Annotated in this window: 23 protein-coding genes; 10 read left to right on the forward strand and 13 right to left on the reverse strand. The window is 58.0% G+C overall.

The window, feature by feature from the left end; genetic code table 11:
• Window positions 1-11: 11 nt before the first annotated feature.
• From accD to AC0V6N_RS04255, 6 genes are all read right to left on the reverse strand, one after another.
• The gene (accD, locus tag AC0V6N_RS04230) at window positions 12-863 is read right to left on the reverse strand and encodes an acetyl-CoA carboxylase, carboxyltransferase subunit beta (RefSeq protein WP_486170344.1); all 852 of its coding nucleotides are present in this window, start codon (window positions 861-863) and stop codon (window positions 12-14) included.
• Window positions 860-1,642 (reverse strand): tryptophan synthase subunit alpha, encoded by a 783-nt coding sequence (gene trpA / locus AC0V6N_RS04235; RefSeq protein WP_486172419.1) that lies wholly within the window; start codon window positions 1,640-1,642, stop codon window positions 860-862. Before trpA ends, accD begins: the two co-directional genes overlap by 4 nt.
• Window positions 1,643-1,847: 205 nt before the next feature.
• Window positions 1,848-2,552, reverse strand: coding sequence for a hypothetical protein (locus tag AC0V6N_RS04240; RefSeq protein WP_486170345.1), 705 nt, complete (start codon window positions 2,550-2,552; stop codon window positions 1,848-1,850).
• Window positions 2,553-2,555: 3 nt separating this feature from the next.
• On the reverse strand, window positions 2,556-3,770 hold the full coding sequence (gene trpB / locus AC0V6N_RS04245) for a tryptophan synthase subunit beta (RefSeq protein ID WP_486170346.1): 1,215 nt from the start codon (window positions 3,768-3,770) through the stop codon (window positions 2,556-2,558).
• The gene (locus tag AC0V6N_RS04250; RefSeq protein ID WP_486170347.1) at window positions 3,767-4,402 is read right to left on the reverse strand and encodes a phosphoribosylanthranilate isomerase; all 636 of its coding nucleotides are present in this window, start codon (window positions 4,400-4,402) and stop codon (window positions 3,767-3,769) included. The genes trpB and AC0V6N_RS04250 overlap by 4 nt, the downstream gene beginning before the upstream one ends.
• A 34-nt stretch (window positions 4,403-4,436) precedes the next feature.
• Window positions 4,437-4,811, reverse strand: coding sequence for a VOC family protein (locus AC0V6N_RS04255; protein ID WP_486170348.1), 375 nt, complete (start codon window positions 4,809-4,811; stop codon window positions 4,437-4,439).
• A gap of 105 nt (window positions 4,812-4,916) precedes the next feature.
• On the opposite strand from AC0V6N_RS04255, the gene AC0V6N_RS04260 reads away from it, so the two are divergent.
• The gene (locus tag AC0V6N_RS04260; RefSeq protein ID WP_486170349.1) at window positions 4,917-5,366 is read left to right on the forward strand and encodes a hypothetical protein; all 450 of its coding nucleotides are present in this window, start codon (window positions 4,917-4,919) and stop codon (window positions 5,364-5,366) included.
• Between the two features lie 345 nt (window positions 5,367-5,711).
• On the opposite strand, the gene pyrF is transcribed toward AC0V6N_RS04260, so the two are convergent.
• From pyrF to purB, 3 genes are all read right to left on the reverse strand, one after another.
• On the reverse strand, window positions 5,712-6,386 hold the full coding sequence (gene pyrF, locus AC0V6N_RS04265; protein ID WP_486170350.1) for an orotidine-5'-phosphate decarboxylase: 675 nt from the start codon (window positions 6,384-6,386) through the stop codon (window positions 5,712-5,714).
• A complete protein-coding gene (locus tag AC0V6N_RS04270; RefSeq protein ID WP_486170351.1) occupies window positions 6,383-6,763 on the reverse strand; it encodes a LapA family protein in 381 nt (126 codons plus the stop codon). Before AC0V6N_RS04270 ends, pyrF begins: the two co-directional genes overlap by 4 nt.
• 69 nt (window positions 6,764-6,832) lie before the next feature.
• Window positions 6,833-8,143, reverse strand: coding sequence for an adenylosuccinate lyase (purB, locus tag AC0V6N_RS04275; RefSeq protein WP_486170352.1), 1,311 nt, complete (start codon window positions 8,141-8,143; stop codon window positions 6,833-6,835).
• Window positions 8,144-8,320: 177 nt separating this feature from the next.
• Between purB and AC0V6N_RS04280 the strand changes: the two genes are divergently transcribed.
• Window positions 8,321-10,531 (forward strand): FAD-dependent oxidoreductase, encoded by a 2,211-nt coding sequence (locus AC0V6N_RS04280; RefSeq protein ID WP_486170353.1) that lies wholly within the window; start codon window positions 8,321-8,323, stop codon window positions 10,529-10,531.
• Here AC0V6N_RS04280 and radC read toward each other — a convergent pair.
• Window positions 10,528-11,307 (reverse strand): RadC family protein, encoded by a 780-nt coding sequence (radC, locus tag AC0V6N_RS04285; RefSeq protein WP_486170354.1) that lies wholly within the window; start codon window positions 11,305-11,307, stop codon window positions 10,528-10,530. The two genes, AC0V6N_RS04280 and radC, sit on opposite strands and share 4 nt — an antisense overlap.
• A gap of 87 nt (window positions 11,308-11,394) precedes the next feature.
• Here radC and AC0V6N_RS04290 point away from each other — a divergent pair, with 87 nt between their 5' ends.
• The 8 genes from AC0V6N_RS04290 to AC0V6N_RS04325 all read left to right on the forward strand — a co-directional run bounded on the left by AC0V6N_RS04290 (window position 11,395) and on the right by AC0V6N_RS04325 (window position 18,028).
• Window positions 11,395-14,652, forward strand: a complete 3,258-nt coding sequence (locus tag AC0V6N_RS04290; RefSeq protein WP_486170355.1) for an intermembrane phospholipid transport protein YdbH family protein — start codon at window positions 11,395-11,397, stop codon at window positions 14,650-14,652.
• Window positions 14,649-14,900 (forward strand): YnbE family lipoprotein, encoded by a 252-nt coding sequence (locus AC0V6N_RS04295; protein WP_486170356.1) that lies wholly within the window; start codon window positions 14,649-14,651, stop codon window positions 14,898-14,900. The genes AC0V6N_RS04290 and AC0V6N_RS04295 overlap by 4 nt, the downstream gene beginning before the upstream one ends.
• Window positions 14,901-14,940: 40 nt before the next feature.
• Complete coding sequence (locus tag AC0V6N_RS04300; protein WP_486170357.1) at window positions 14,941-15,330, forward strand: YdbL family probable chaperone protein; 390 nt, start codon at window positions 14,941-14,943, stop codon at window positions 15,328-15,330.
• Window positions 15,331-15,477: 147 nt separating this feature from the next.
• Window positions 15,478-15,813 (forward strand): AtpZ/AtpI family protein, encoded by a 336-nt coding sequence (locus tag AC0V6N_RS04305; RefSeq protein ID WP_486170358.1) that lies wholly within the window; start codon window positions 15,478-15,480, stop codon window positions 15,811-15,813.
• A gap of 34 nt (window positions 15,814-15,847) precedes the next feature.
• Window positions 15,848-16,651, forward strand: a complete 804-nt coding sequence (locus AC0V6N_RS04310) for a F0F1 ATP synthase subunit A (protein WP_486170359.1) — start codon at window positions 15,848-15,850, stop codon at window positions 16,649-16,651.
• Window positions 16,652-16,701: 50 nt separating this feature from the next.
• Entirely contained in the window at window positions 16,702-16,929 is a 228-nt protein-coding gene (locus AC0V6N_RS04315; protein WP_212450741.1) for a F0F1 ATP synthase subunit C, read from the forward strand.
• A 96-nt stretch (window positions 16,930-17,025) separates the two neighbouring features.
• Window positions 17,026-17,520 carry a F0F1 ATP synthase subunit B family protein gene (locus tag AC0V6N_RS04320; protein WP_486170360.1) on the forward strand — a complete coding sequence of 165 codons (495 nt, stop codon included), beginning with the start codon at window positions 17,026-17,028 and terminating at the stop codon, window positions 17,518-17,520.
• Window positions 17,513-18,028, forward strand: coding sequence for a F0F1 ATP synthase subunit B family protein (locus tag AC0V6N_RS04325; RefSeq protein ID WP_486170361.1), 516 nt, complete (start codon window positions 17,513-17,515; stop codon window positions 18,026-18,028). Before AC0V6N_RS04320 ends, AC0V6N_RS04325 begins: the two co-directional genes overlap by 8 nt.
• A gap of 71 nt (window positions 18,029-18,099) precedes the next feature.
• Here AC0V6N_RS04325 and AC0V6N_RS04330 read toward each other — a convergent pair whose 3' ends face one another.
• The 3 genes from AC0V6N_RS04330 to AC0V6N_RS04340 are packed head-to-tail and all read right to left on the reverse strand — an operon-like array spanning window position 18,100 to window position 20,245.
• Window positions 18,100-19,080, reverse strand: coding sequence for an NADPH:quinone oxidoreductase family protein (locus tag AC0V6N_RS04330; protein ID WP_486170362.1), 981 nt, complete (start codon window positions 19,078-19,080; stop codon window positions 18,100-18,102).
• Between the two features lie 6 nt (window positions 19,081-19,086).
• On the reverse strand, window positions 19,087-19,845 hold the full coding sequence (gene gloB / locus AC0V6N_RS04335) for a hydroxyacylglutathione hydrolase (protein WP_486170363.1): 759 nt from the start codon (window positions 19,843-19,845) through the stop codon (window positions 19,087-19,089).
• Window position 19,846: 1 nt separating this feature from the next.
• A complete protein-coding gene (locus AC0V6N_RS04340; protein ID WP_486170364.1) occupies window positions 19,847-20,245 on the reverse strand; it encodes a GFA family protein in 399 nt (132 codons plus the stop codon).
• Window positions 20,246-20,322 lie beyond the last annotated feature (77 nt).

Here is a 20,322-nt window from a genome sequence, read left to right on the forward strand (position 1 = left end):
GGAAAGGGCGCTCAGGCTGCTTGCGAAGGCTGCATGTATTCGAGCACTTGGGCAAGGGTGCCCTTTAACTCATGCCGGGTCACGACCATATCGACCATGCCGTGCTTATGCAGGTACTCTGCCCGCTGGAAGCCATCGGGCAACTGCTCGCGAATCGTGTCCTGAATGACCCGTTGGCCTGCAAAGCCAATCAGCGCGCCGGGCTCTGCAATGTGGATATCGCCTAGCATCGCATAGCTGGCCGTAACGCCGCCAGTGGTCGGATCTGTCAGCACCACGATGTATGGCAGGCCAGCGGCCTTCAAACGCCGTGTCATCACCGTCGCACGCGGCATCTGCATGAGGCTGAGAATGCCCTCCTGCATGCGAGCACCACCCGCCGCCGTCACCACGACATAGGGACATTTGCGGGCCAGAGCGCGCTCGGCACCGGCGCAGAACGCCATGCCCACGGCCATGCCCATAGACCCGCCCATAAAGGTGAAGTCCTGCACGCCGATCACGGCATCGTGCCCCTCAATCGTGCCAGAGCCGACCACGAACGCATCGCGATGCGGGCTCTTTTCGCGCGCGGCTTTCAGGCGATCCGTATACTTCTTGGAATCCTTGAACTTCAGCGGATCCTCAGTGACCTCAGGCTGCTCAAGCACGTCATAGCCAGGGTCCAGCAGCAGAGAGAGGCGCACGTCTGCTCCGATACGCCCATGATGCCCGCATTTGTGGCAAACAGAGGCGTTCTCTTCATACTCAGCAACGAAGAGCATTTCCTGACAGTTCGCGCATTTGATCCAGAGGTCTTTCTCTGTCGTCTTCTTGTCAGCGTTGAAGCCCAGCGAATTGCGGACGCGGTTGAACCAGCTCATTGGGACGTATCTTTCATTGCGGCGACCATATTGGCGGTTAGCTCTTGTAGCTTGGCAGGCGCCTCTTTGCCAAATTCGCCGACCAGATCGACGAATGCGGAGCCGACCACGACCCCATCGGCATGGCTTGCGATAGCGGCGGCTTGTTCCGGGGTGCGCACGCCAAAGCCGACTGCGACCGGCAGATCGGTGGCGGCTTTGAGCGCGCTAACGGCAGCTTCGATGGAGCCTTGCGCTGCTTGCTGTAGGCCTGTGACTCCTGCAACGGACACGTAGTAGAGGAAGCCAGCCGAGCCTTCGAGCACTTGCGGCAAACGCGCAGCATCAGTGGTGGGAGTGGCCAAGCGGATGGGCGCAATGCTGACCTCGCGCAAAGCGGGTCCAAGCGCATCGTCCTCTTCAGGGGGAATGTCGACGCAGATCACGCCGTCAACGCCAGCACCTTTTGCCGCATTGGCGAACCATTCAGGCCCGCGCCGGATCATGGGATTGGCATAGCCCATTAAGACCAGCGGCACGTCAGGGTGCCTTTCGCGAAACTCGAATGCAATTTGCAGCACATCAGCCGTAGTCGTGCCAGCGCCAAGGCTACGCAGGTTCGCCGCCTGGATCGCATGACCATCCGCCATCGGATCGGTAAACGGCATCCCCAGCTCAATCACATCCGCCCCGCCCGCAACCAGAGCGTCGAGATTGGCAGCCGTGTCCCCATCACCCGCAGTGATGAAGGCGACGAAGGCGGCATGCGGCTTTGCAAAGGCGTTGGCTATTCGGGTCAAACTGGTCATTTTCGTAAGCTAGAGAGCGGAGACATGGACCGCATGTTACACGGTCCTGAGCGGAAAAGTTTCGGCGATATCTGGTGCCGTATTGGCGAGGTTGAACGAGGCGCTTGGGCGGAATTCATGTGTGGCCCATGGCACAGGATAGGCGGGGTAGGAAAGGGGGCTAGTAAGAGTGGCGAAAGGGGAGGATATTTGAAAGCTACTCGGTTACATCACCCAGTCGCCAAACGGTCATTTCGTTCTTGAGCCGGTTTACCAACAAGGTCACGTCTGCTTCTGGGAAATAGTAAGCGTCATGAAGATGGGACAAGGTCGAGGGGCCTTTCACTGCTTGTCCGAGTTTTTCTTCATAAGTCTCACGGTTCCACTCCATGTTCATTTCTAAGTTGAGCATCACCCATCGTTGGAGCTCATTCTTACGTTCTGCTGATGATCGGTCTACGCCGGTTCCATTGAGGGTGATCTCTGACTTAGCTTGGATCTGCCGTAGTGATCTTGCTTCGGGATTTCCGTTTTCTGCACCCCATCGCGGATAAAATGTTACTTCAGCTTCATAGTCACCATCCGGAAGTGCATCCTTTGCCAAACGGGTGTTCAAGACAAATGATGAACTAGCATTCTCGATGCGAAACTTCTCAGAATATCCGATATAAACATCGTCGGGAGCTTGTCCTTTCAGTGACACTCCAATCATCACCTCGACGGGCAGTGGTATCGTTGTTTCAATATCGAACCTAACGCGGCCATCATCAAGTACCTGGACTTCAGTCTCGAGATTTGAGTCGACCGTGACCGTTGGTGCAGCAGGCTGATCAGGTTCCGGCGAGGAACACGCGGTTGTCGCCACCAAGCATGGGGCGATTACAACCCAAATGAGGCCTCTAGTTGAAGAGGTTTCATTCATACTTCACATCTCCACCCCAAGCTTTTCAGCCACGGTGAAGATGTCCTTGTCGCCGCGCCCGCACAGATTCATCAAAATGATCTCATCCTCGCGCATTTCCTTGGCGCGCTTGGCGACGGCGGCGAGGGCGTGGGATGGTTCTAGCGCTGGGATTATCCCTTCAGTGCGGCAGAGCATTTGGAAGCCTTCAAGTGCTTCTTCGTCAGTGACGGCGGTGTATTCGACCCGGCCGCTTTCTTTCAGCCAGGCGTGTTCGGGGCCGATGCCGGGATAGTCGAGGCCGGCGCTGATCGAGTGGCCTTCGGTGATCTGGCCGTCTTCGTCTTGCAGCAAATAGGTCTTGTTGCCGTGGAGCACGCCGGGCGCGCCGCCTAGCAAGCTTGCCGCATGCTCATCGCCATCTAGTCCATGGCCCGCCGCTTCAACACCGAGCATTTTCACGTCCGGATCGTCGAGGAAGGGGTGGAACAGGCCCAGCGCGTTCGACCCGCCGCCGATACATGCGATCAGCAGGTCGGGAAGGCGTCCGGCGCGAGCGAGCATTTGCGCGCGCGCTTCGGTGCCGATCACGCTTTGGAAATTGCGCACCATCTCTGGGTAAGGGTGCGGGCCAGCCGCGGTGCCGATAATATAGAATGTGTCGTGGACGTTCGCGACCCAATCGCGCAGCCCTTCGTTCATGGCGTCTTTCAGCGTCGCGCCGCCGCTGGTCACGGGCACGACTTCTGCGCCGAGCAGTTTCATGCGGAACACATTGGGCGATTGCCGCGCGACATCCTCTGCGCCCATATAGATGACGCAAGGCAGGCCAAACCGCGCGCAAACGGTCGCGGTGGCAACGCCGTGCTGGCCGGCGCCAGTCTCCGCGATAATGCGCGTCTTGCCCATGCGTTTGGCGAGCAGGATTTGCCCGATGCAATTGTTGATCTTGTGTGCGCCGGTGTGGTTCAGCTCATCACGCTTGAACCAGACCTGCGCTCCGCCAAGCGATTCCGTCAGGCGCTCCGCAAAGTAAAGCGGGGAGGGGCGGCCCACGTAATGCTCAAGCAGGTCGTCAAACTCTGCCTGAAACGCGGGGTCTGCCTGAGCGGCGCGATATTCACGCTCCAGATCAAGGATCAGCGGCATCAGGGTTTCAGCGACATAGCGTCCGCCGAAATCGCCAAAATGGCCGCGATCATCGGGGCCGTTGCGGAAGGAATTGGGTTGTTCTGTCATAGGGAATTGGCCGCTTTACAGAAGGCGGCGATCTTGTCCACGTCCTTGATACCCGGCGCGCTTTCAAGGCCGGATGAGGCATCGACCAAGGGCGCTCCCGTAGTGCGGATCGCATCAGCGACGGTGTCTGCGGTTAGCCCGCCAGCAAGTCCCCAATCGACGCCGTGCTGGTGGCCTTTCAGGACGCTCCAATCAAAGCCGACGCCATTGCCGCCGGGCAAAGTGGCTTTTTCTGGCGGAGGGGCGTCGTAAAGGATGCGGTCCACGCTGCCTTCGTATCGGCGTGCTTTCTCAAGCGTTTCTGCGCTCCGCACGCCGACCGCTTTCCAGACCTCGATCTTGGCCTTGTTGCGCAAGAGAGCCGCCCATTCCGGGGTCTCGCGTCCGTGGAGTTGCAGCACGTCAGGCTTGACTGTTCCGAGCGCGAGACTTGTCAGTTCCACCTCGGCATTCACCAGCAGCAGCACCGTCTTTACCCCAGCGGGCACAGCGGCGCGCAATTCCGCCGCGCGCTCAAGGCTCACATGGCGCGGGCTTTTTTCGAAATGGACAAGGCCAATATGGCTCGCCCCCGCATCCGCCGCAGCAGCAATGGTTTCAGGGGTCGAGAGGCCGCAAATCTTAATCAGCATTTGAAAGTTCTATCACTTTTCCTAGTCGCAAGGCTCAATCGTTCTGGATGAGCCGAATGAGCGATCCATCACAATCGTTTAAGTATCCAATCGTTAGACCGCTCGCCTCAGGTTTTGCGCGGTGAAAGCGAGGAATGCCATGCGTTGCGCACGGTATATCACTCACCTCCAGCCTATCCATCATGGCCGCTAAATCATCGAGGCGAAGACAGCAACTGAAAGAGCTTTGCGCAGGATCAAGGTCTGGGAAAGGGAAGAATTCCAGTACAATGCGATTGTCTTTCGGACCCAGATGCAAAATCATCCAACCCGTGTCGCGATAGCTGCATTCAAAGCCCAACTGTGCGTAGAACGCCTCAGTAAGGGCAAAATCACCAGAGGGCAGATTTGGCGTGGCAAGATTGGTCATGAGTTCGCTCTAAACCCAAGTTACCGTTCTAGAAAGCGAATGGCTTGCGCTTTGACAAAATTTCGATGACGGTCAGCAGAAGTTTGCAAACAAAGAGGCTTTTTCATGCAACGCAAAACCGTCGCCATTTTCCTTTCCGCGTTGCTGCTTTCAGCCTGCAATCCCATGGAGCAATTGGATGTGGCCGAGCAAAAGGTTCAGCGTTTCCAGGCGACCTATAATGGAGGCGATGCGCGCGCGCTTTATGGGCAGACGGCGCCAGAATTTCGCGAAATCACCACGCCGCAGCAGATGGACGAGCTGGTCGAATATGTGACCGTCAAAATGGGCACGATCGAAAGCAGCGAGCGCGCAGGCTTCAACATCAATTCGAACAATGGCGACAATTTCACCACCGTCACGATGACAACCCAGTTCGCCAATGGTGAGGGGGAAGAGACCTACACCTTCATTGGCTCAGGCGACGATATGCGGTTGGTCGGCTGGAACGTGGATTCGGAACTGTTCGCCGATGATGCGGTGGAGGAAGAGGTTCAGGAAGAGCTTGCTGAGTGAGGCGCTGCGAAAAAACATAGCGGCGTCCACTCTACGTCCTCATCGGACTGGTCCAAACTCTAGCAAGAAATCCCAGCAAGAACCCGCCAGTCCAAAAAAGCCCGAGTGCGAATGCCATGACCGCTATGAACTCAAGCAGCGTGACCTGATGCGCCCCGGCCCAATTCCATGGATGATTGGGGCCAAGAGCCGCGGCGACCGCCAAAGCTAAAGTCACGACAATAAACGGGGCAAGAGCTAGCGCGAGGCGAGCCAAGGGTCTCCAACGAAAATGTGACCAATACGCGACGCTCGCCATTATTGCTGCGAGTAGAGCTCCAGTCACAAAATACTGAATATCATTCACTAAAGCGTCGCCTCAATCGCCCTTGCAGCAGCCTCCGGATCGTCTGCGCGGCTGATCGGGCGGCCTATTACCAGCACGCTTGCGCCATCATCGCGCGCCTGGCGCGGGGTTACGGTGCGTTTTTGGTCGCCGGTTTTGGAGCCTGCGGGGCGTAGGCCGGGTACAACGAAAAAGCCGTCTTTCCATTGCTTGCGCACTTCGCCCACTTCCTGACCCGAACACACAATCCCATCGAGGCCTGACGTGTGCGCCAATTCTGCAAGGCGCATCACATGGTCATGCGGGGTGCCTTCAACGCCTGCTTGTTTAAGATCGCGCTCGTCCAAGCTGGTGAGCATGGTGACGGCGACGACTTTGCATCCTTCAGCCGCGGCGGCCTTCGCATCTTCCATCATTGCCCGCCCGCCAGAGGCGTGGACGGTGACGATTTTGGGCTCATAGACATGCACCGCCTGCATCGCGCCTGCGACAGTGTTGGGGATGTCGTGGAATTTGAGGTCGAGGAATATCGGTAGACCCATATGCGCGATCTCATGCACGCCGTGGGGCCCATGAGCGCAATAGAACTCCAGTCCCATCTTGATCCCGCCAATATGCGCTTTCACCTTATTGATCAGCGCCTTGGCAGGCTCAATCTGGGGAACGTCAAGCGCGAGATAAACGGGATTGCTCATGAGGACGTGTCGCTTGTTGGAGCGAGGGTATCCCCAGCTTTTGCCGCGCTCTCCGCAGGTTTGTCCGCAGGCCTATCCACGGGCTTATGCACAGGGGCCGATGACGCCGACGGTTCATGCCGCTGCGCAAGCGCTGAGGATTTGATCGATGCCTCCAGGCTGCGGATACGGCGGCTCAGGCTCCATTTGGTGCTGCGATGATACAGCCACATCGGCACAATGCCGAGCAGGAACGCGGTGACGACCAGCACTGGAACCTTGGTTTCCAGCACAAGGTTCTCCCACAGGTTCACCTCCACAGGCTCCCAATTGAAGAAAGAGAAGGTGAGGATCCCGAATAGGATCAAAACCCAAATGATGGTGCGGACAATCTGCACGTATGAGACCCCTTTTGGTGTTCTTCGCCGAAGTTAGGGTTTTTCTGACGCGAGTCTAGTTTGACGCGATCAACCGAAGACCCGCGCGAAAATCGTATCGACATGTTTGAAGTGATATTCGAGGTCGAATTTCTCTTCGAGTTCGGCATCAGACAGTGCGGCTGTCACCTCTTCATCGTCTTTGAGAAGTTCGAGCAGCGAAAGCGCGCCATTCAATTCCCAAACCTTCATCGCGTTGCGCTGAACAAGGCGATAGGCGTCTTCGCGGCTGACTCCTGCTTGGGTGAGTGCGAGCAAAACGCGCTGCGAGTGAACAAGCCCGCCCATGCTATCCAAGTTTGCCTGCATCCGATCAGGATAGACCAGCAATTTCTCAACCACACCGGTCAGCCGGGCGAGAGCGAAGTCGAGCGTGATAGTCGCATCCGGCCCGATGAAGCGCTCTACCGAAGAATGCGAAATATCGCGTTCATGCCACAGCGCCACGTTTTCTAGCGCGGGGAGGGCGTAGGCGCGGATCATGCGCGCTTGGCCTGTCAGGTTTTCGGTGAGGATAGGGTTACGCTTATGCGGCATCGCACTCGAACCCTTCTGCCCCTTGGAGAAGAATTCTTCGGCCTCAAGTACTTCGGTGCGCTGCAAATGGCGAACTTCAACCGCAAGACGCTCAATCGAGCCCGCAATCACGGCGAGGGTGGAAAAGTACATTGCGTGCCGATCGCGCGGTATCACCTGCGTGCTGACGGGTTCTGGCGTCAGTCCAAGCTGCTCAGCCACATAGGCTTCAACCTCAGGGTCAATATTCGCAAACGTACCCACCGCGCCAGAAACCGCGCAGGTCGCAATTTCCTTGCGCGCGGCGGCAAGTCGGTCACGGCAGCGATCAAATTCGGCATAGGCTTGGGCAAGTTTTAGGCCGAAGGTCACAGGCTCTGCATGAATCCCGTGGCTGCGCCCGATGGTTGGCGTATATTTGTGCTCCTCAGCGCGGGTTTTGATCGCTGCGCAAAGGGCATCAAGGTCGGCCATCAAAATGTCAGTGGCCCGCGCCAGCTGAACTGCCAAAGTCGTGTCGAGCACGTCAGAGGAGGTCATACCTTGGTGCATGAAGCGGGCCTCATCACCCACTTGCTCTGCCACCCAAGTCAGGAATGCGATTACGTCGTGCTTGGTAACGGCTTCAATCGCGTCGATAGCCTCTACGTCAATGGTTGGGTTGGTCGCCCACCAATCCCACAATGCCTTACCAGCAGAGGTCGGAACCACGCCCATTTCGCCCAGCTTTTGCGTCGCATGCGCCTCAATCTCAAACCAGATGCGAAACTTCGCCTCCGGCTCCCACAGGGCAGACATTTCGGGGCGGGCATAACGGGGGACCATGGCGGTAGGCTCTTTCTTGCGAGGTGACTGGTGTTCTTCAATGGCGCGGCTATGCTGACGACGCGCGCTTGGCAAGGGGGAGAGGCTGGGTGTGTGCGGGCTTTCCCCGTGATTATGCCTCTTCCAATGTAACCCCGATCGCGGCCTTCGCGAATGGGTGGGCAGGAGGAACAATCAATGACCAGCATGGCCGATACCGAGCATGCCCGCCCGCCTGCGCCTGCTCAAAAGCTGCAGGAAGAGCGTTACTCACCCTTTGTGCGGGTCACGCTAAGGCGCTGGTCGAAATGGTACTTGGACGGAACCGAGACGTTTTGGCCGTTCACCGATCTGCTCACACGGTTCTTTATCGGCATGTGGTTCCTTCGCTCCGGCCTTGTGAAGGCGGCGGATTGGGACGTTGCGGTGTTGCTCGCGACCAATGAATATCCGGTCAGCTTTATGGAACCTGTGACCGCCGCGAGTTTTGGGCTTGCGATTGAGTTGGTTGGGCCGGTGCTATTGATTGCAGGCTTTATGACGCGTCCGGCCGCGCTCGCGATGGCTGCGCTGACGATGGTGAGCCAAGCGGTCTATATCCCTACGACCACGAACCTGATCGTGAGCGCGATGCTGATTTGGTATGTGGTGCATGGACCTGCCACGTTTTCACTCGACCGCGTGCTTGCCTCAGGCATGAAATCCTCTGCCTTGCCGTTTGCGCGCCCCACGATCCTTGCTTGGGAGTGGTCTCGCGAAAAGCTCGCCCCGATCATCATGGCGCTGCTGCGTCTATGGATGGGCATGACATTGCTGGCCTATGCCGATGTGATCGAGCCTCCGGTTGCGGTGCTCACATGGCTGCCGACCACGATCTTTTCTGGGTTTCCCGATTGGCTGGCGCTGGTAGTGGCCGCATTCTTCTTTACCGGCTTTGGCGCGGTGATTGTGTCCTATGGCCTGTTCTTCCTGATCGCTGCATTCATGATTGCAGGCGCGCATCCCAATGTGACGTTTTTCCCGTTCCTGTTCCTCGCCATCTATGAGGCGAAGGGGGCAGGGGTGTTCTCCGTCGACCGCGCGATCCTTGGCTGGCTTGAGAAAAACATTCTGTTCGACCGCGATTATTCCGAAATCCCTGACCGCTGGCCGCATGTGGTTGTGGTGGGAGCGGGCTTTGGAGGGCTGGCGGCGGTTGAGCGGCTTAAGCGTTTGCCCGTGCGCATCACCCTCATAGACAAGCGCAATTATCACTTGTTCCAGCCGCTGCTCTATCAAATTGCCACCGCGACGTTGAACCCCGCTGACATCGCAACGCCCATCCGAAGCCTCTTCAAAGGAGACGGCAATGTGCGCGTATTGAAGGGCGAAGTGCGGGGCATTGATGCTGATGCGAAGGTACTGACCTATGGCGATGGGCATGAGCTAAACTACGACCAGCTCGTGCTCGCGACAGGGGCGACCCATTCCTATTTCGGCAAAGACGAATGGGGCCCATATGCTCCGGGCCTTAAAACTATTGAAGACGGTGTTGCGGTGCGCGCCTCAATCCTCAACGCTTTCGAAGAAGCAGAAGCCTCTGGCGATCCTGAGCGGATCAAACGCTTGCTGACGTTCGTTATCGTCGGTGCGGGTCCGACAGGTGTGGAATTGGCAGGCGCCATTGCAGAGCTTGCGAAAGTGAGTGTGGAGCGCGAATTCCGTACCATTGATCCCGCAAGCGCGCGGGTAATTCTCGTGCAATCAGGCCCGCGCATCTTGCCCGCTTTCCCGGAAAAGCTATCCGAAGAGGCCGCCGCGTCGCTGGAAAAACTTGGCGTTGAAATCCGCACGGGCGGGCGCGTTACAGAGATTGCCGAAGCGCATGTCTGTATCGGCGATGAAACGACAATCCCAACGGAAACCGTCCTATGGGCCGCTGGCGTTGCGGCGTCTCCGGCGGGCAAGTGGCTGGGCGCCAAGACCGACAGGGCAGGGCGGGTCGAAGTGAATGAGCGAATGCGCGTCATTGGCGCGGACGGCGAGCCGATTTCCGATATTTTCGCGATTGGAGACACGGCGGGAAGTAATGCGTGGGACGGCAATCCTGTCCCCGGGCTTGCTCCTGCGGCCAAGCAAGCGGGCGCCTATGTCTCGCGGTTGGTGGAAGCGGAGCTGCTTGGCAAACCTTGCCCCGGTCCATTCGTTTACAAACACCAGGGAAGCCTCGCGACGATTGGACGCAAGTCAGCGGTTGCAGACTTCGGCGCGTTCAAGCTTTCAGGAGCACTCGCATGGTGGCTTTGGGGCCTTGTCCATGTCGGCTTCCTGACGGGAGCGCGCAACCGCGTGACGGTGGTGGTGAACTGGGCGTGGAACTTCTTCGCGCAACATTCCGGCGTGCGGCTCATCACTGAGAAGCAGGTCTAAATCAGCCCTTTCGCGCGCATGCTCACATGGCCTTCGCGCCCCACGATAACATGGTCGTGCAAGGTTACGCCGAGCAACCGCCCAGCCTCCGCTATCTTTTGCGTGATCTGAATATCCGCGCGGCTTGGCTCTGGGCTGCCGCTGGGGTGATTGTGGACGAGTATGAGCGCTGATGCGCCCACATCCATCGCTCGGCGGATGACTTCGCGCGGATGGATCGCGGCCTCGTCGATCGAGCCATCGCCAACATGGTGATCGTCGATCAGTCGGTTCTTGGCATCGAGATACAGCACCCGCACGCGCTCCACCGTAAGATGCGCCATATCTGTCGTGAGATAGTCGATCAGCCCCTGCCATGATCCAAGCACCGGTTTTGCCGTGACTTCATTGCGAGCCATGCGCCGGGCGGCAATGGCGGTGGCTTTCAGTGCGGCAGCACTGGTTTCGCCCACGCCTTTAACCCGTTGCAGAGCCGCAGGGTCAGCGTTCAACGCCCCTGCAAGCGATCCGAACCTTTCAATCAGAGCCTTGGCAACCGGCTTGGTATCGCCCTGCTTGATCGCGGCAAACAGCAGGTATTCGAGCACTTCGTAATCGGCCAGCGCCTCCGCGCCGCCTTTCAGCAGCCGCTCACGCAGCCGCGCGCGGTGGCCTTTGCCTGCGTGCTTCCCTGCATTCTGGCCTGCATTCCGGCCCCCATCTGAGGGCGCAGGCTCACCGGTTGCACGGCTCGCTTCATCGCTGCCGAAATCGAAACTGTCTTCAGACTGTGGCAATCTGCGCCTCACCACTGTTTTTAAAAGGGGATCATCCCCGCGCATCACATTGCCTTTGGAAAGGCTTGCGCGCAAGAGACGAGGATAATGGCGCAGGCTGAGCCCACATTCGATACCCGAGATGAGCGCGCTTCGCGTGAACTAAAGCTGTGGCCGCAAAGCTGGACTTGGCGCATCCTGTTTATGGTGCTTGCTCTGGTTCTGCTGGCCCTTGCAGTGGTGTGGATGAGCCGAGAGCAGATCGCGGGCAACATGATCGACGATGCGCTTGCGCAAAACGGCCTTGAGGCGACCTACGAGATTGAGAGCATCGGCACGCAAAGCCAGATCATCCGCAATCTCGTAATTGGCGATGCAGAAGCGCCCGATTTCACCGCTGAACGCGTAATCGTCGACATTGCCTACACATTCGGGTCGCCAGAAATTGGCCGCGTGACGCTGGAAAGTCCAAGGCTCTATGGAGCGATGCGAGATGGCGCGCTCAGTTTTGGCGCGCTCGACCCTCTGATCTACGCGGAAAGCGAGGAACCGCCCGGTCTGCCTGCGCTCAACTTGGCCGTCGTCGATGGCCGCGCTCGTATTGAGAGCGGCTATGGCGTGATCGGCGCAAAGCTTGATGGGGAAGGCCCTCTTGATGACGGGTTTGAAGGAACTTTGGCAGCGACCGCGCCGGGTATCGGGATTGAGGATTGCGCAGCGCAAGATGCAACCATCTACGGCGCGCTTACAACGAATGGCGGCGAGGCAAATTTCGATGGGCCAGTCCGGCTAAGTGATGTGTCCTGTGCCGGTGCCGTTTTGGCCAAAGCTGACCTTGGCGTCGTTCTGACACTCGCGGATGATTTCACGTCAATTGACGGGAATGTGACGCCTGACATTGAAGCCGTAAGCTATGGCGACGCAGCTTTGGCAAGTCTCGGCGGCGACAGCCGCTTTACTCTGCGACTTGGCGAGGAGGATTTTGGCGATCTCACCTTGCGGCATGATCTGTCCGGGAGTGGCCTTGAGGCGGCTCCGCTGAATATCGCCGATGTGGAACTTGGCGGCACATTGCGCTCCAGCCAGAACTTTGCGCAGGTCGATTGGGAGGTCGAAGCGGGCGGCGAGGGCGCGCAGCTCGCACTCGGGGACAACGATGCGCTCGCGAGCCTGAAGGAAGGCGCGGCAGGGACAATGGCAGCAGGGTTGCTAGACAAGCTGGAGCGCGGCCTATCCACCTCGCTTTCACAAGGCGCAATGTCAGCGAACGCGACCCTGCGCATCAATGACGGCATCACCAATGTTATCATTCCAGAGGCAAGGCTTCGTTCAGGCGAAGGCGAGACTGTGCTGGCGCTGAACAGGGTGAGCTATTCGAGCAGGGGCAACCGGCTGGTTGGCAATGTGCTGACCGGTGGCCGTGATATGCCGCTAATCAATGGGCGAGTTGATCAGGTAGTGGGCGATGGTTTTGCAATTCGCCTTGCCATGCAGGAATATCGAGAAGGATCAGACTGGCTCGCCATTCCGCGCCTGTCGGTGCGCCAATCGCGCGGGGGCACCTACACGTTTGACGGGATTGTTCGCGCAGGTGGGGCCATTCCAGGCGGGTCTGTGCGAGCGATTGAACTGCCATTGGAAGGGCGCTTTGCACCCAATTCCGGCCTTGCCATCGGCACACGCTGCACACCGCTCCGGCTTGCAGGGCTCAACGCCTATGACCTCGCGCTGGAGGACAGAACGCTGACGCTTTGCCCGCTCAATGGGCAGTCGATTGCGAGCTACAGCGACACGTTCACACTCGCCGCGCAAACACGAGGATTGGAACTTTCAGGCGAGCTTGCAGGAACGCGGACCAATATTTCCGCAGATGGCGTGGTCCTGCGCTATCCCGGTCCTTTCGCTATCGACGCGCTGCAAGCGGTGATTGGCCCGGAAGAGAGCGCAGTGCGGTTGTCTGCAAGCTCTCTTACAGGCCAATTGGGTGAGGAAATTGGCGGGACATTCGAAGGGGGCACAGCTGCCACCGATGCCGTTCCGCTCGATCTGGCAGATTTGGGCGGCAGTTGGGCTTACCAAGACAGCGTTCTGACAATTGGCGAGGGCGCTTTCATCGTGAGCGAGCGGCCTGACCCCACAATCGACGCTTTGCCGCGCTTCAATCCGCTCATCGCGCAAGGGGCGGTGCTGACGCTTGAGGACAATATTGTTCGCGCCGCAGCAGACCTGCGCCACCCGGCCTCAGGAACGCTCGTCACCACGGTCTATGTGCGCCATGATCTGTCCGACGCCATCGGCAGCGCGGACATCAATGTTCCCGGCTTGCGGTTCTCGGACAACCTCCAGCCCGATCAATTGAGCGAGCTTGCGACCGGCTTTATCGCGCTCGCCGATGGATTGGTCACGGGGCAAGGGCGGATTGATTGGACCGCGGACACGATCAACAGCTCCGGCACGTTCCGCACCGACAATTTCGACTTTGCCGCCGCCTTTGGCCCAGTGCGCGGGGTTAAGGGCGAGGTGCGATTTACCGATCTTCTCGCTCTCACAACCGCGCCCGAACAAAAGATCACAATTGCCTCGGTCAATCCGGGAATTGAGGCGCTCGCCGGCGAGGTTGTATTTTCTCTGACTGAGGGCACCACGCTTACCGTCCATGACGGGCGCTGGCCCTTTATGGGAGGCGAGTTGATCCTGCGTCCGACAACCGCCGTGTTTGGAGGCAGGCAAGGGCAGAGCTACATTTTTGAGATGATCGCACTGGATGCCGCGACCTTCATCGCGCAGATGGAAATGAGCAATCTGGGCGCGACGGGCACGTTTGATGGCACGGTCCCGATCTATTTCGATCCTGAGGGCGATGGCTTTATCCAAGGCGGCCTGCTGATCTCACGCGCGCCGGGTGGCAATGTCGCCTATGTCGGTGAGCTGACCTATGAAGATATGGGCGCAATGGCGAATTACGCGTTCCAAACGCTCCGCTCGCTCGATTACAACCAGATGAGCATTGAGCTGAACGGATCGCTGGCAGGCGAAATCCTCACCAATTTCAACATTGACGGTGTGCGTCAGGGCGAGGGGGCAAGTCGCAATTTTGTCACCCGAGAACTCGCCAAACTGCCGATCCGGTTCAAGATCAATGTGCGCTCGGACAATTTCTTCACTCTGGCAAAGATTACGCGCGGCCTGTTTGACCCAACCATCTTTGCCGATGATTTCGACCGGGAATTGCTGGGGATTGAAACCTTGGAGCGTATTCCGGTTGAACCCGATCCGCCCGAACCTGCGCCCGATACCATTATTTACGATGCTGACCGGCGCGATGAACCCGCCGTTCAACCTTCAGAAAGCGATGATCTGCCATGAAACAGCTGAAATTGACCAGATTGAGTGGTCTTGCCACAAAGCGAATAAGCAAAGGCAAGGGGCGTAATATGGTTATGCGGATGGGAGCCGTCATTGGGGCGGCTTGGGGACTGGCAGGCTGCATTCAGGTCACAGCCCCTGATGAGCCGATTGTGATCCAGCTCGACATTAATATCCGCGCAGAAGTGCTTTACCGGTTGGCGGAGGACGCCAACAACACGATTGAGGACAATGACGGCATTTTTTGATGTGCCCGGTTGGTCTGAGATGAATTGAGGAATGATGACAATGTCTATGATCCGCAACGCGATAATGGGAGCAGGCGCCGCTATATTGGCGATTACCGCCTTTGCTGCCCCCGCACACGCTCAGCGTGATCCTGCTTATGCTGCCGCACGAGCCAATGGCACGGTTGGTGAGAAAACTGACGGAACACTTGGCATTGTTGGTCAGGCAACACCTGAGCTTCAGCGTATGGTCAACGACATCAACATCCGCCGCCGCGCTGTCTTTACAGAGCGCGCGAATGAGAAAGGCGTGACGGTTGAGGAATACGCTACGACAGTGGGCTGTCAGGCGATTATGCGCACTGTACCGGGTGAGAAGTACGAAGCGCCCGATGGCACTTGGAAAACTCGTACCGATGCCCCGCCAGAGCGGCTGGCAATCTGTCCATAACCGCGCTTGCGGGCGCAAGAAGGGCTGCGCGCCGTGCGTAATCCTTATTGCTACCATTGACTCCCGAATCCCCCTCTTCTAGGGGGCAGGCGCCCTCGGCGGGCACCTTTCGCTTGCGTGTCTCGCTTACCCCTCAAGGAAGCTGTCATGAGCGACGAGAAACCCGCACGAGAACCCATCGCTGAAGATGCGCGAATTGATGCGCTCGAAGCGCGGCTAAAGGTCGCACGCGAGCGCGAAGAGGAACGCACCAAGCCGGTGGTCCAGGGGTCTGATGCGAATTACCGCGCAGGCAACCGGGCTCTGGCCAATCTTCTAGGCGGGGTTTTTGGAGGTTTGGTGATCGGCTGGGCGTTTGATGCGCTTGTCGGAACCACGCCCTGGGGTCTGTTGGTTGGTCTGTTCCTCGGGATAGCGGCAGCCTTCAGGAACTTAATTCGCGCGGCAAACACAAGCTCTGACAGCTCTGATACGAGCGAATAGAGCGGCAGTTTAGAGTTTTAGGGATTTTCAGATCGTGGCAGGCGCCGAAAACCTCTCAGGGGAAGCCAAAGTCGATCCGATGAAGCAATTCCAGGTCGAGACCATTATCGGTCCCGATTGGGCAATTGCTGACGGTTTCAACATCGCATTCACCAATTCAGCACTCTGGATGCTGATTACGACGGTTCTGCTGACGGTCTTCGTCGCAGGCGGGCTTAGGCGTGAGCTGGTGCCCGGTCGCTGGCAGATGGCGGTGGAAACCTTCACCGGCTTTATCGACGATATGCTGGAGGCCAATGTTGGCAAAGAAGGGCGCAAATATGTGCCCTATATCTTCAGCCTGTTCATGTTCATCCTGTTTGCGAACCTGCTGGGCCTGCTTCCGATCGGCGTGATTGGCCTGCATCCGTTCACATTCACCAGCCACTTCACCGTCACCGGCGTTCTGGCCGTGATGAGCTTCTCGATCGTGCTGATCGTCGGCTTTTGGAAGCATGGCTTCAAATTTTTCAGCCTGTTTGTGCCACATGGCACGCCGCTATGGCTGATGTGGCTGATTCCCGTGATCGAGCTTATCTCCTTTATGGTGCGTCCATTCAGTCTCGCGCTGCGTCTCTTCGTTGCGATGATGGCGGGCCACGTACTGCTTAAGGTGCTCTCAAGCTTCGTGATCGACAGCATCAATGGTGGTGCGGTCTTCGCAGGCTTTATCGGCATCCCAAGTTTGACGCTCATGATCGCGATCAGCGCTCTCGAAATTCTGGTGGCAGGCATTCAGGCATACGTCTTTGCTCTGCTCACCTCGCTCTACATCAATGATGCAGAGCACCTTCACTAAGTTTCTCGACTATCTATTCTAACTAATCTGATTTCTAAGGAGTTTTTGAAATGGAACCTGAAGCAGCAAAGCTCATCGGCGCAGGTCTCGCAGCTATCGGTGCCGGCCTTGCCGCAACCGGTGTGGGTAACGTGTTTGGTTCGTTCCTTGAGAGCGCACTTCGTAACCCAGGCGCAGCAGACGGCCAGCAAGGCCGCCTGTTCATCGGCTTCGCGGCTGCCGAACTTCTCGGCCTGCTCGCGTTCGTCGTCGCGATGATCCTTATCTTCGTCGCCTAATCAAATTTGGGTTTTGGCCGGGTTGAGAGGTTTGTCCTCCTGCCCGGCACGCCCACCTGATTTCCTTCACGCGAACACGCAAACGAGCGCAAAAACATGCCTCAGATAGACCAACTTCTCGACACCTGGTCCAGCCAAGTCTTCTGGACGCTGGTGTTCTTTGCCATCATCTTTTTCGTCGTCGGACGGGGCATGGTCCCCAAGGTGATGAACACGGTGGCTCTGCGCGATCAGCAAATTTCTGACGACCTTGCCGCAGCGCAAGCCGCCAGAGATGCAGCGGACGCGCAGGAAGAAGCCTGGCGTGAGCGTGAGAATGAAAACCGCGTGAAAGCGCAAGGCGTGATCGCAGATGCGAAAGCAAAAGCGGCGGCAGCCTCTGAAAAGAAGCTGTCGGCTGCGCAAAAGCGTCTCGACACAAAGATCGCCAAGGCAGAAGCCGAGATCGAAGCCGCGCGGGAAACCGCAATGGCCGAAGTCGAAGACGTGGCTGCCGAAGCAACTCAAGACATTGTCGCCCGCCTCGCTGGTGCCAAAGTCGATAAGCGCACTGCGCGCGCTGCTGTGAAGAAGGCGCTTGCCAATGCCTAGTGTCATCACTTTGACGGTTGCTGAGGGGCCATCGGCTCTCGGCATTCAAGATTATCAGTGGGTATCGATTGCGATGCTCATCTTGATCGGTGTGTTCGTCTGGAAGAAAGTTCCCGGCCTGATCACTGGCGGTCTTGATAACAAAATCGCTGAGATCAAGGCGCAGCTGGACGAGGCAAAAGCCTTGCGCGCCGAAGCAGAAACTCTGCGCGACGAATACGCCGCGAAGATTGCCTCGGCTGAAAAAGACGCTGAAGCCATGATGGAAGGCGCTGCTCGCGAAGCAGATGCCATCCTCGAAAAGGCACAGGCCGACAGCGAAGCCATGGTCGCTCGCCGCAAGCAAATGGCAGAAGACAAGATCGCTGCTGCTGAACGCGAAGCGGTCGACGGTGTGCGTGCGAGCGCAGCCAATGCTGCCGCCGGTGCTGCCCGCGCAATCATCACGACAAAGCACGACAGCGCAGCGGACAAAACGCTCGCTGACGAAGTTATCGCCTCGCTGTAAAGGGATCTACAGTCTGGAGGGGGGAAGGGCGGCCAGCAAGGTCGCCTTTCTTTGTTTTGGGCCTGCTTTGCTCAAGCGCGAGGTTCAAACACCACTTTGCCAATAAGCTCGCGGTTCGCCATTGCCTCGAACCCTTCGCGCCAGCGCGATAGGGGCAAGGTGCGGTCGATGGCGGGGGTGATCTTACCCTCTGAGGTGAGATTAGCGATCGCAGCATTGATGGCTTTACCGCGCTCTGGAAAACGCCGAGCATATTCACCTGCGCGCAGGCCCACGATGGAAAAACCTTTGATGAGCGGGATATTGGTCGCAACTTCGGCGATCCGTCCGCTGGTGAAGCCGACCACCACCAACTTGCCGCCAAAGGCGACGCAGCGGGTCGATTCGTCGAACACGTCGCCGCCCACGGGGTCAAACACGATATCGCACAGCTTACCGTCCGTTATCTCGGACACCTGCTCACGAAAGCGTCCTTCGGCGTGGATCACAGCATCTGGCGCGTAACGCTCGCCAAGGGCTTCGCATTTCGCCTCGACCCCGGTTGCGGCGATAACTCGCGCGCCCATCGCTTTGGCCAGGTCTATCGCCGCCAGTCCCACACCGCCGCTTCCTCCATGGATAAGCACCCATTGCCCCTCCTTAAGTGCGCAGAGCTCGATGAGGCCGGTATAAGCGGTAAAATAGGCTGCGCCCATTGCGGCAGCTTGTGCGGGGCTGAAATTGGCTGGGGCAGGGGACAGGTTCTTGGCGGGAAGGCATGCAAATTTGGCGAACGCGCCGGTCTTGTTGCCACCCATCACATAGTCGCCGGGTTTAAAGCCGCTGCCAGCGTCCGCCTCGATCACTTTGCCCGCGCATTCAAGGCCGCTGGTGAAAGGCACTTCGGGTTTGAATTGGTACTCCCCGCGCGTCATCAGCAGGTCGGGGAAGTTAAGCGAAGCCGCCTCAACGCGCACAAGCACCTCGCCGGGCTTGCGCTCAGGCACCGGCATTTCAACCAAGGAAACGCCTGAGAGGTCTTGGCTTAATTTTTCAACACGCAGGGCCTGCATGGCGGTTTAGAAATTGTCCTTGGCAGCACGCAGGGCAGCGAACGTCTCATGCGGGGCATTCCCGCCCCATTTCGCCTGCATCGCGGGATCATCAGCGCGCAGGAAGGGATTGGTCTCCAACTCGCGTTTCAGCACGGTGGGGACCGTCCACTCACCGCGAGCGCGCTTGGCATCAATCTCTGCGACGTACTCCTGTAGCGCCTGATTGTCCGGGTCTGCGTGCAGAGCAAACTTGGCATTGGCCTGCGTGTATTCATGCGCGCAATACAGCACTGTGCCGGTAGAAAGCCGCTTGACCCGCTCAAGCGAGCGCCAGAACTGCTCGGGCTCGCCTTCAAACATGCGTCCACAGCCCAGCGCGAAGACAGAATCGCCCACGAAAGCGATGCCTTCTTCGACAACATGAAACGCAATGTGGCCATTCGTGTGGCCCGATACATCGATCACGTCTGCGCGGTGTTCGCCCAGATTGACCATATCGCCATGCTCGATGACCCGGTCGATTTTGGAGAGTTTTTCGACTTCCTTCGGCGCAAGCACCCGCGCACCCGTCGCCTCAACAATCTCCGCATTGCCGCCCGCATGATCGGGGTGCCAATGGGTGTTCCAGATGTGGGTGATGGTCCACCCCTTGCTCTCAGCCTGCTTCAAATATTCCTTCGCATCAGGCGTATCGATCGCGGCGGTTTCATCCGTGACCGAATTGTGGAGCAGGAATCCGTAATTGTCGGACAGGCAGGGGAATTGGTGAACTTCTAAGGACATTTCAGCCGTCTCTTCCTCTTGGGAAATTTTGTGTGCTTACAGGCACCGCTATCCAGTCATGACGGTTCTCTTCGAACACTGATCTGACCGGGGCAGTGCTTGCGTTACCATCTATCGCGCCAACCGCAATGCCGATGCCTTCAGGGTGTTTAGCTGTCTTGAGCCAGAAGGGTGTACCACAAATCGGGCAAAAGCCGTGAGTCAGATCATCTCCGCTATCGGCCCTGCGAGTATATTGGGTGGACTTGCCAGAGACCTCAACACGACTGGCGTCAAAATAGACCATCATTCCAAACGGCGATCCACTGCGGCGCTGACAGGCCTTGCAATGGCACATCACCCCATTGCCTTCGCCATCAATAGTGGCGGTCAATTGTCCACATTGGCATCGCGCTTCCATGGTTGAAGACTACCTTTTGTAGCCCCATGAGAAAAGGCCCGATTGCTCAGATGAGCAACCGGGCCTTTTACTAGCCT

Source organism: Erythrobacter sp. S57(2025) (genome assembly GCF_057365055.1).